This is a genomic window from Rhodococcus sp. (in: high G+C Gram-positive bacteria), from assembly GCF_049591685.1.
GTDB lineage: Bacteria > Actinomycetota > Actinomycetes > Mycobacteriales > Mycobacteriaceae > Rhodococcoides.
The window spans coordinates 1-9,837 of the sequence record NZ_JBAWFH010000431.1; the positions used below are offsets into that span (position 1 = coordinate 1).

Consider the following 9,837-nt stretch of genomic DNA (forward strand, 5'->3'; position numbering starts at 1 on the left):
TCAACGTTCGCAGCTGTGACACGCGACACGGATCCGGCCCGTCGGTCTCGACACGGCATCATGAGACCCATGATGAACTCGGCCGGCGCCAACCCCGGACGCGTCGTACTGCTTCGCCACGGGCAAACCGAATGGGCGACCGCGGGTCGGCACACCGGCAACACGGACGTACCTCTGACGGATATCGGCGAGGAGCAGGCAGTGTCCGCGGGGGAACTCGTCGCCGAACTCGAACTGCGCGATCCTCTGGTCATCAGCAGCCCTCGTGCCCGAGCCTTGCGTACCGCGGAGCTTGCGTCACTGACCGTCGACCGTGAATGGGACGCCCTGTCCGAATGGGACTACGGCGACTACGAGGGCTTGACCACTCCGGAGATACAACGCACCGTCCCGCACTGGACCGTGTGGACGCATCCGTGCCCCGGCGGTGAATCCATCGACGACGTCGGTACCCGGGCCGACCTCGTCCTGTCGGTGGCGCTGCCGACGCTCGCCGAACGCGACGTCGTACTCGTCGGACACGGCCACTTCTCGCGAGCACTGCTGACCAGGTGGCTCGAGTTGCCGGTGTCGGAGGGGAAGCGCTTCGCGATGTCACCGGCCGCGTACACGGTGCTCGGCTTCGAGCACTCCTACCGAATGGTGCAGGTGCACAACATCCACCCGTCCGTCCGAACGGGGCGACGACGCGATACCGCTTGAGAAAAGGGCTACTTCCCGACGTCGCGGCCCTCGTCCTGGTCTACGTATTCGGCGGCCATCCACTGCGACGACGGCGGACTGAAAAGAAGGATCAGAATCGCGAGCACACAGATTCCCAGCAGCGCGCCGTACAGCGGCTGGTGTGAATCGGTGAGTAGCGACCAGACGACGGGCAGCAGCAGGAGCTGAACGACGAGTGCGATAGCTCGACCCCACCGCTTCCCCAGAACGAGAGCAAGCCCGGCGGCGCTCACGGCCACTCCGACGATGGCGAACCATCCTGCCGTGCCGTATCCGTTGGCCGCGGCGTCACGCTCTCCACCGAGCGCCCGCAACAGAAGGACGAGCGCCGCGCCGAGCGCAACGAGTCCTTCCAGTGCGACGAGGACCCCGGCACCCCTGAATGTGGACGGCGGCACCGTGGGCAGAGATGGCTTGGACACTCGGCAAGCCTAGAACACCGTCGTACATGGACCGAGGATGCGAGCGAGGCGGCGCATACACCTCGACCGGTTAGGCTGACGACTCGTGCGTGCGCTCCTGATCGTCAACCCGAACGCAACCTCGACGACCCCGGCTGCCCGGGATCTGCTGGCTCATGCGTTGTCCAGCCGTGTCCGCGTCACCGTTGCCCACACGACGCACCGTGATCACGCGGCCGAACTGGCCCGTGAGGCCCGGGAGGACGGCATGGGGATGGTCATCGTGCACGGTGGCGACGGGACGGTCAACGAGGTGATCAACGGCTTGCTCGGCGTTCCTCTGCCGACGTCGATGCGGTCGGTGACGGTCGGCCCGATTCCCCCTCTCGCGGTGGTGCCGGGCGGAAGCGCCAACGTGTTCGCCCGCTCTCTTGGCATCGAAGCCGATCCCGTCGCTGCAACCAACCAGCTGATCGACCTTCTGGCTGCGCGGTCTCGGAGGACGATCGGCCTCGGGCACTGCGACAACAGATGGTTCACCTTCAACGCCGGACTCGGTCTCGATGCAGAGGTCTGCCAGGTGATCGACGCAGGCCGCAAGGACGGTCGACCGGTGTCGGCGACGCGTTACGTGCGCGCCGCCATCCGGACGTTCTTTCGTAACAAGAATCACGACCCCACTTTGACGGTCGACATTCCCGATCACGATCCGGTAACAGGTGTTCACTACGCGTTCGTGTCGAATTCGAGTCCATGGACTTACCTGAATTCTCGGCCCGTGCACACCAACCCCGGGACGTCGTTCGACAGCGGACTCGGATTGTTCGCCATGACCACGACGAGCGTGCTCCCGAGCTTGAACGTATCTCGCCAACTGCTTTCCGAGGGGTCGGAACCGAAGTCGCGCAAGCTCTTTCGCGTCGACGACGTGTCGCGCATCCGCATCACCGCGAGCCGACCGATCGGTTTGCAAATGGACGGCGACTACCTCGGAATGCGGACCGAAGCCGAATTCTTCTCGACGCCCGCCGCCCTCGAAGTGGTAGCACCGCCGGCCCGATGACGCCGGCTGAAAACCGTCGAAGCGCCGTTACACGCGTCTGCCATGAGGCTTGTCATACCGGCCTTGCAGGGAAAATCTCTGCGATACGGCTCAGATGAGGGTACAAAGGAGCGCAGGAGGCTTAAGGCAGCCTAACAGAGTGAGCTTGACCACGGTCACGCGGCTATCTCTTGACTTCCCCTGCGTTCGTGAAAGCATTCACAAGCAACAGTGCGGAAACAATTGATACGCACGAGTGAACATCAGCCAAAAACAAAACAGAAACCGAAACGGCGCTGCGGCGCCCGGTAAGGAGCAGAGGATGGACTGGCGCCACAAGGCTATTTGTCGCGACGAAGACCCGGAACTATTTTTCCCCGTGGGAAACAGTGGCCCGGCACTCGCGCAGATCGCCGATGCCAAGGTCGTCTGCACGCGGTGCCCCGTGACCGCCGAGTGCCTATCGTGGGCCCTCGAGTCCGGCCAGGATGCCGGCGTGTGGGGCGGCATGAGTGAGGACGAGCGACGCGCACTCAAGCGACGCAATGCGCGCACACGCGCTCGGAGCTCCGTCTAGGCATAGACCGACAGGCAGCGACCACGGTCGCTGCCGGCAGCACCAAGACCAGTAGAGAACCCGGCCCTGAACAGAGGCCGGGTTTTCTGCTGTCCGGTACCCCGTGCATCGCGCGCATCCGACGAGAATCGTCGTGATGACAACCGGTCGTCACAGCCGTGGCGTGCGGCGGCCCAGCGGAACCCGCAGTGACGCATCCGTTCCCCCGCCCGCCGCTGGTCCCAGCGCTAGCGAACCGCCCAACTCCGCCGAGACGAGAGTTCGGACGATCTGCAGACCGAGGCCGTCCGAAGTCTCGAATGAGAACCCATCAGGCAACCCGCGTCCGTCGTCGTGAATGACCACGTCGAGCCATCGCGCCGAGCGGTCGGCCGAGATGCGCACCACTCCGTCCGATCCCGCCTCGAACCCGTGCTCCATCGCATTCTGCACCAGCTCCGTCAGCACCATCACCAGCGGTGTCGCACGCTCGGCGGAAAAGACGCCCAGCGTTCCTTCTCGTACCACCCTCACCCGCGGATTGACCGTCGCAACGTCCAGCATGATCGGTACCAGCCGGTCGACGATCTCGTCGAGGTCGATCTCCTCGTCCACGGACATCGACAGCATCTCGTGTACGAGAGCGATCGAGGTGACGCGGCGAACCGACTCCGAAAGAGCGGCTCGTGCCTCCTCGTTCTCGAGGCGCCGTGACTGCAATCGCAACAGCGCTGCGACGGTTTGCAAGTTGTTCTTCACCCGGTGATGGATCTCCCGGATGGTCGCGTCTTTGCTGAGCAGCGCGCGGTCGCGGCGTTTGACCTCGGTGACGTCGCGAACCAGAACGATGGCACCCACGGATCGACCACCCGGGCGCAATGCCAACGTGCGAATGAGCACCGTCGCGCCTCGCGCGTCGACCTCCATCCGGTGCCCCGCGCTGCCGGTGAGCGATGCCCGGATGTGCTCGGCAACTTCCTGCGAGTCGAATGGGTCCGTGATCAGCGATCGCGTCACCGACGCGAGGTCGCGACCGGACAGGTCGGTCGCCAACCCCATGCGGTGGTAGGCAGACAAGGCGTTGGGGCTCGCATAGACGACGCGACCGTCGATGTCCAGACGGATGAATCCGTCGCCGGCGCGGGGGGACGAGTTGACGTCGGTGCGTTCTGCGGGCGTCGGAAACGTGCCCTCGCTGATCATCCGGCACAGGTCGTCTGCGCAGTCCCGGTAGGCCGTCTCGAGTCCGCTGGCGGGGCGCTGGCGGTTGGGATTCGAGTCACGCGTGAGCACGGCAATTACATGAGGACCGCTCCGGACGGGCACACTCTCGGTGAGGGCACCGCGGGCTCGAATGATGGTTCGCCGAACCAGTGCGTCGATGACTCCCGGATGCTGCGAATTCGACACGACGGCGCCGACCATGTCTTCGGTGAACGCGGTAGGCGCCGTTGTGGGTCGGCATTGCGCGACGCACATCACGGGTGCGTCCGGTTTGTCGGCGACGTCGTCGGTGCCCACCCACAGCAACAGATCCGCGAACGACAGGTCCGCGAGCAGCTGCCACTCCCCCACTATGCGTTGAAGGTGATCGACCGCGTCCCCCGAAAGGTCGGTGTGCTCGGCAAGAAGGTCGCTCAGGGTGGACACGAGTCGGGATCAGGAAACGACGGCTATGAGATCGCCCGACTGGATGACGTCGCCGACCTGCACGTCGATCTTGCTGACCGTCCCGGCGATCTCGGCCAACACCGGGATCTCCATTTTCATGGATTCGAGCACGACCAGGGTGTCACCGACCGCCACGGTATCGCCTTCCGCCGCGACTATCTGGAACACGGTGGAGACCATCTCGGCGCGTATGTCCTCGGCCATGGCGAATCCTCTCGTCGGGGCTGTTTCGCAGCTGGTGTCGACACCCCTGGAAGCACAGCCAATCACACGTGGGAGACTGTAGTGAATCCGCAGAGAGGAGCTCATCATGGGTAAGCGTGGGCGCAAGAAGCGCAGTCGCAAAGGTAACAAGGCAAATCACGGCAAACGTCCGAACGCCTGACGAGTTGCCACAGGTATGACGAAAGGCCGGGAAGCAACAGCTTCCCGGCCTTTCATCTCACCCGCGACGTTCGATGTCAGTCCATCTCCGTCTGTCTGATCAGTACGGTTCGTCGAATTTCGACGCTGAGCCGCTCTCGCAGACCTGCAGGAGCCTGATCGCCACCGCACTTGCGTCCGATGAGGCTCTTGACCTTCTCCTCGATGCCGTAGGCGGCGAAGCACGAACCACACTCGTCGATGTGCCGCTGCAGTCGTTTGCGGCTGTTGTCATCGCATTCGTTGTCGAGCATGAGCCAGACGTCGGCAATGACGGCTGAACAATCGAGTTGCTCGAACTCCCTGCTCGCCGCATCCGATGCTTCCTTCGGATCCGTTGTCACTGCGAAACCTCCTGCTCGTGCGCGTCCACAGCACCGTTGCGATTGAATCCACGTTCGCGCGCCACACCGGACAACAGGCCGCGCAGCTGTTTACGGCCACGATGCAGTCGCGACATGACCGTTCCGATCGGGGTGCCCATGATCTCGGCGATCTCCTTGTACGGAAAGCCCTCGACGTCGGCGTAGTACACCGCCATCCGGAACTCCTCGGGCAACGACTGCAACGCCGCCTTGATGTCGTCGTCAGGCAATGCGTCGAGCGCTTCGACCTCTGCCGACCGCAGACCGGTCGAGGTGTGTTCGGCGGTCGCAGCCAACTGCCAGTCGGTGATCTCGTCGGTGGGGTATTGCGCAGGCTGACGCTGCTTCTTCCGATACGAGTTGATGTATGTGTTCGTCAGGATGCGATACAGCCACGCCTTCAGGTTCGTGCCCTCACGGAACGACCGGAATGCGGAGTACGCCTTGATGTACGTCTCCTGGACAAGGTCCTCGGCGTCGGCCGGATTCCGGGTCATTCTCAATGCCGCGCCGTAGAGCTGATCGAGCATTGGAAGCGCATCGCGCTCGAAACGCTCGGTCAACGCCGTCTCCGACTCGGCCGCCGCCTGAGCTGGGCGCTCGACATCCTCCACGCTGATCCCTTCGGTAGCCATGTTCGACCAGGTTACCGCGGGCAAGGCCAGCTCCTTCACGTAGATCGCGTCGACGCGGGAGCCCAGCTCGCCGACATGGGAGCCGAGCTCGATGGTTGCCATCGCCACAGTCGTTCCCTTCCTTCCACTTCGTGTCCGTTGCACTGTTGAACACCGCTCGCTCGCCTCGTGTTCCCGTAGACCCCGCACCGGCCCTTCCCTCGTTACAGTGACCGGCATGCCCGCAGTCGCGACACCCGCGCTCGCCGTGCTGATCGACGCCGGTGTCGACCACCGCGTGCACACCTACCAACACGACCGAACAGCCGACTCCTTCGGCACCGAAGCGGCGGACATCCTGACCGGCCGGTTGGGGATTTCGGCAAGCCAGGTCTTCAAAACCCTCGTCGTCAAGCGCGCGGACACCACCCTGGCGGTTGCAATACTGCCCGTCACCACGTCGCTGTCGCTGAAGAGCGCAGCAACCGCGCTGGGTGCCCGGAAGGTCGCGATGGCCGGGCGAGCCGAGGTCGAACGCTCGAGCGGCTACGTCTTCGGCGGCGTCTCGCCGCTGGGGCAGAAGCGGGCGCTACCGACGGTCGTCGACGAATCCGCGCTGGGCTGGGATCGAATCTTCTGCAGCGGCGGACGGCGCGGACTCGAGATCGAACTCGACCCCGCCGAACTCGTGCGGCTCACCCGAGCCGTCACCGCTCCCGTTGCGGCGGCGCACTGACCGATGAGCAAAGATGAACGGGTGAGCACCTGGACCGCGCCGTCGACCACCTCCCCCGTTCGAGCCACGGTCACGCTTCCTGGATCGAAGTCCATCACCAACCGAGCCCTCGTCATCTCGGCGTTGGCGAACGAACCGTCGACGATGTCGGGAGCCCTTCGCAGTCGCGACACCGACCTCATGATCGATGCACTGCGGGCCATCGGCATCGCCGTGGCTGTCGACCCGCAGGACGACACGGCGTTGACGGTCAGCCCTGCCCCGCTGAGCGGTGGCACCGTCGACTGCGGCCTTGCCGGTACGGTCATGCGCTTCGTTCCGCCGCTCGGTGCGTTGGCGACCGGAACGGTGTCGTTCGACGGTGACGAGCAGGCACGAACGCGGCCCCTCGACACCATTCTCGGGGCGCTTCGGGCCCTCGGAGTCGTCGTCGACGGTGACGCCCTCCCGTTCACGGTGGAGGGCGCCGGTCGCGTACGCGGCGGAGTGGTGGATATCGACGCGTCGGGCTCGTCGCAGTTCGTCTCGGGCCTGATGCTGTCTGCCGCAGCGTTCGACGACGGCATCACGATTCATCACACGGGCAAACCCGTCCCTTCGATGCCGCACATCGACATGACCGTGGAGATGCTGCGCCGCGCGGGCGTTCGGGTCGACACCCCGTCCGAGAGCGGAGACGCCGACACCTGGCGCGTGCACGCAGGCCCGGTCGATGCGGTGCACTGGTCGATCGAACCCGACTTGTCCAACGCCACACCGTTTCTCGCAGCAGCGGCCGTCACGGGCGGCGAAGTTCGGGTACCGAACTGGCCGGCGGTCACCACCCAGCCGGGCGACGCCATCCGCGACATTCTCGTCACCATGGGCGCATCCGCCGAGCTGGTCGACGGCACGCTGGTCGTCCGCGGCCCGGATACTCTGCGCGGGATCGACATCGACCTGCATGACGTCGGAGAACTGACCCCTACGGTCGCAGCGCTCGCGGCACTCGCGGAAGGCCCGTCGCACCTGCGCGGAATCGCTCACTTGCGCGGACACGAAACGGACCGACTCGCTGCCCTGACCACGGAAATCCGCCGACTGGGTGGCACGGCCGCCGAGACGGACGACGGCCTGACGATCACGCCCACCGCGTTACGGGCCGGCCTGTGGCACGCCTACGCGGATCACCGAATGGCAACGGCAGGAGCAATTCTCGGGCTCGTCGTACCCGGGGTCGAAGTGGATGACATCGGAACGACGGCCAAGACCCTGCCCGGCTTCGAGCGCTTGTGGGCAGACATGCTCGCCGGATCGATGCCGACGGCGTCGCCGGCTCCGGAACGGACCCTGTCCTGACTGCGCGCCGCTACGACGAGTCGGACGTCAGGGTGCGTCCGGGCAAGAGCTCGCGTCCGAGAACGAAGACTCGACCGGACCACGCCGATGCGGAAACCGGCATGGTGGTCTCCGTCGACCGCGGCCGCTGGGGCTGCGTCCTGGGCGGTGACCCCGATCGTCATGTCGTCACGATGCGCGCACGCGAACTCGGCCGGACTCCGATCGTGGTGGGCGACGACGTCGACATCGTCGGAGACGTTTCCGGCAAGGTGGACACGCTGGCCCGGATCGTTCGAGTCTCCGAGCGGCGAACGGTGTTGCGCCGCACCGCCGATGACACTGATCCATACGAGCGCGTGGTCGTTGCCAATGCCCAGCAGCTGCTCATCGTCGCAGCGTTGGCAGACCCGCCCCCGCGTACCGGCTTCGTCGAGCGTGCGCTCGTTGCTGCCTACGTCGGGGGCCTGACGCCGATCCTGTGTCTGACGAAGAGCGATCTCGCGGATCCGGCGGAGTTCTCGGCCGCCTTCGCAGACCTGGACGTCCCGGTTGTTCTCGCCGGTCAGAGCGAAGACCTCGGTGCGCTCACCGCGACGTTGACCAACAAGCTGACTGCCCTGATCGGCCATTCGGGGGTCGGCAAGTCGACGTTGGTCAACCGGCTGGTACCCGGCGCGCACCGCGCGACAGGAATTGTCTCGGGCGTCGGGAAGGGCCGGCACACGTCGACCCAGTCGGTCGCACTTCCGCTGCCCGGCGGCGGCTGGGTGGTGGACACGCCGGGTATCCGTTCGTTCGGGCTGGCGCACATTTCGCCCGAGGATGTGGTCGCGGCGTTTTCCGATCTGGCCGATGCCATCGCGGACTGCCCCCGCGGGTGCACCCACCTCGGTCCCCCGGCCGACCCGGAATGCGCGCTCGACGCGTTGACCGGGGATGCCGTTCGGCGGGTAGCCGCAGTTCGATTGCTCCTCGAGGCCGTACGCACGAACGACGCCTGGTAGTCGTAACCACCACGCGCCGTTCGATTTTCGTCTGTTCCTGCTATGCGAAGGATTTCGCGAGCCGGCCGCGAAGACCCTTCTTCGCTTTGGACTCGGCGATAGCGGTACGCAATCCGCGACGCTTCCCGGTTTCGGGATCCACGGTGAGTAGCCCACGGGCTTCGGTGGCGAACTTCCGCTCCGACGCAGTCTCCGGGGCGTCGTCGGCCGTCGCCTTCAGATACTTGTTGGGGAGCGAGAGCTTGGCGATGGTTCGCCACGACAGCAGGTACTGCTTGGCAATCGATCCGGTGGTGTACGGCAGATCGTACTTCTCCGCCAGCGCGACAACCCTTACCTTGATCTCGCGCAGCCGATTACTGGGCAGGTCGGGGAACAAGTGGTGCTCGATCTGGTAGCAGAGGTTACCGCTCATGAACTCCATGACCGGACCGGCGTTGAAGTTGGCGCTACCGAGCATCTGCCGCAGGTACCACTGACCCTGCGTCTCGCCGTCGAGGTCGGCCTTGGTGAACTTCTCGGCACCGTCGGGGAAGTGCCCGCAGAAGATGACCGTATTCGTCCACACGTTGCGGATCATGTTCGCGACGATGTTGGCCGTCAACGTGCTCTTCCACGCCGGACCCGTCAGAGCCGGGTAAACGACGTAATCCTTGGCGACCTGCTTGCCGATCTTGGCGAGGACCTCGCGACGCTTCTGCTCGAATTCCTCGCGCGGAATGCGCCCCTTGGCCACCTTGCCCAGCTCGAGGTGCTGCGCCGCTACGCCGTACTCGAAGAACAGCTGCAGCAGCAGGTTGTAGACCGGGTTTCCGAGGTTGAACGGCTTCCACCGCTGGTCTCGGGTGACCCGAAGCAGGCCGTAGCCGACATCGTCGTCCATCCCGAGCACGTTGGTGTACTTGTGATGGATGTAGTTGTGCGTCTGCTTCCAGTGCGCGGACGGCCCGGTGTTGTCCCACTCCCACGACGTGGAGTGCAC

The 9,837-nt window shown here is 64.9% G+C and carries 13 protein-coding genes; 7 read left to right on the plus strand and 6 right to left on the minus strand.

The genetic code is table 11. The features are described 5' to 3' along the window. The first annotated feature begins 69 nt into the window (after window positions 1–69). A complete protein-coding gene (locus WBQ44_RS18140) occupies window positions 70–702 on the plus strand; it encodes an acid phosphatase (protein ID WP_495568065.1) in 633 nt (210 codons plus the stop codon). A gap of 8 nt (window positions 703–710) precedes the next feature. Here WBQ44_RS18140 and WBQ44_RS18145 read toward each other — a convergent pair whose 3' ends face one another. After that, window positions 711–1,145: a hypothetical protein gene (locus WBQ44_RS18145; protein ID WP_495568066.1), complete on the minus strand. Its 435-nt coding sequence runs from the start codon at window positions 1,143–1,145 to the stop codon at window positions 711–713. 85 nt (window positions 1,146–1,230) lie between these two features. Here WBQ44_RS18145 and WBQ44_RS18150 point away from each other — a divergent pair, with 85 nt between their 5' ends. After that, entirely contained in the window at window positions 1,231–2,187 is a 957-nt protein-coding gene (locus WBQ44_RS18150) for a diacylglycerol/lipid kinase family protein (protein WP_495568067.1), read from the plus strand. 301 nt (window positions 2,188–2,488) lie between these two features. Next, window positions 2,489–2,743 carry a WhiB family transcriptional regulator gene (locus WBQ44_RS18155; protein ID WP_026347946.1) on the plus strand — a complete coding sequence of 85 codons (255 nt, stop codon included), beginning with the start codon at window positions 2,489–2,491 and terminating at the stop codon, window positions 2,741–2,743. A gap of 150 nt (window positions 2,744–2,893) precedes the next feature. Here the strand turns inward: WBQ44_RS18155 and WBQ44_RS18160 are convergent, their stop codons facing one another. After that, on the minus strand, window positions 2,894–4,372 hold the full coding sequence (locus tag WBQ44_RS18160) for a sensor histidine kinase (protein WP_495568068.1): 1,479 nt from the start codon (window positions 4,370–4,372) through the stop codon (window positions 2,894–2,896). 9 nt (window positions 4,373–4,381) lie between these two features. After that, window positions 4,382–4,597: a biotin/lipoyl-binding carrier protein gene (locus tag WBQ44_RS18165; RefSeq protein ID WP_495568069.1), complete on the minus strand. Its 216-nt coding sequence runs from the start codon at window positions 4,595–4,597 to the stop codon at window positions 4,382–4,384. A gap of 106 nt (window positions 4,598–4,703) precedes the next feature. Between WBQ44_RS18165 and WBQ44_RS18170 the strand changes: the two genes are divergently transcribed. Further along, window positions 4,704–4,778, plus strand: coding sequence for a 50S ribosomal protein bL37 (locus WBQ44_RS18170; RefSeq protein WP_095413260.1), 75 nt, complete (start codon window positions 4,704–4,706; stop codon window positions 4,776–4,778). 76 nt (window positions 4,779–4,854) lie between these two features. Here WBQ44_RS18170 and rsrA read toward each other — a convergent pair whose 3' ends face one another. Both rsrA and WBQ44_RS18180 read right to left on the minus strand, forming a co-directional pair. Then, a complete protein-coding gene (rsrA, locus tag WBQ44_RS18175; protein WP_495568070.1) occupies window positions 4,855–5,160 on the minus strand; it encodes a mycothiol system anti-sigma-R factor in 306 nt (101 codons plus the stop codon). Beyond that, window positions 5,157–5,816 (minus strand): sigma-70 family RNA polymerase sigma factor, encoded by a 660-nt coding sequence (locus WBQ44_RS18180; protein WP_495568074.1) that lies wholly within the window; start codon window positions 5,814–5,816, stop codon window positions 5,157–5,159. Before WBQ44_RS18180 ends, rsrA begins: the two co-directional genes overlap by 4 nt. Window positions 5,817–6,033: 217 nt before the next feature. On the opposite strand from WBQ44_RS18180, the gene ybaK reads away from it, so the two are divergent. From ybaK to rsgA, 3 genes are read left to right on the plus strand one after another with little or no spacing between them, the layout of a single operon-like run. Then, window positions 6,034–6,531 (plus strand): Cys-tRNA(Pro) deacylase, encoded by a 498-nt coding sequence (gene ybaK / locus WBQ44_RS18185; RefSeq protein ID WP_495568071.1) that lies wholly within the window; start codon window positions 6,034–6,036, stop codon window positions 6,529–6,531. A 3-nt stretch (window positions 6,532–6,534) separates the two neighbouring features. Further along, window positions 6,535–7,869, plus strand: coding sequence for a 3-phosphoshikimate 1-carboxyvinyltransferase (aroA, locus tag WBQ44_RS18190; RefSeq protein WP_495568072.1), 1,335 nt, complete (start codon window positions 6,535–6,537; stop codon window positions 7,867–7,869). Further along, window positions 7,824–8,855, plus strand: a complete 1,032-nt coding sequence (rsgA, locus tag WBQ44_RS18195) for a ribosome small subunit-dependent GTPase A (RefSeq protein WP_495568075.1) — start codon at window positions 7,824–7,826, stop codon at window positions 8,853–8,855. Before aroA ends, rsgA begins: the two co-directional genes overlap by 46 nt. A gap of 40 nt (window positions 8,856–8,895) precedes the next feature. On the opposite strand, the gene WBQ44_RS18200 is transcribed toward rsgA, so the two are convergent. Beyond that, on the minus strand, window positions 8,896–9,837 hold a 942-nt coding region (locus WBQ44_RS18200), incomplete at its 5' end, for a fatty acid desaturase family protein (RefSeq protein WP_495568073.1).

What these genes read in the sequence shown, in the direction of transcription:
- aroA (WP_495568072.1), top strand. Translation starts at nt 6,535, where the DNA reads ATGAGCAAAGATGAACGGGTGAGCACCTGGACCGCGCCGTCGACCACC.
- WBQ44_RS18180 (WP_495568074.1), bottom strand. Translation starts at nt 5,816, where the DNA reads ATGGCTACCGAAGGGATCAGCGTGGAGGATGTCGAGCGCCCAGCTCAG.
- WBQ44_RS18165 (WP_495568069.1), bottom strand. Translation starts at nt 4,597, where the DNA reads ATGGCCGAGGACATACGCGCCGAGATGGTCTCCACCGTGTTCCAGATA.
- ybaK (WP_495568071.1), top strand. Translation starts at nt 6,034, where the DNA reads ATGCCCGCAGTCGCGACACCCGCGCTCGCCGTGCTGATCGACGCCGGT.
- WBQ44_RS18140 (WP_495568065.1), top strand. Translation starts at nt 70, where the DNA reads ATGATGAACTCGGCCGGCGCCAACCCCGGACGCGTCGTACTGCTTCGC.
- WBQ44_RS18155 (WP_026347946.1), top strand. Translation starts at nt 2,489, where the DNA reads ATGGACTGGCGCCACAAGGCTATTTGTCGCGACGAAGACCCGGAACTA.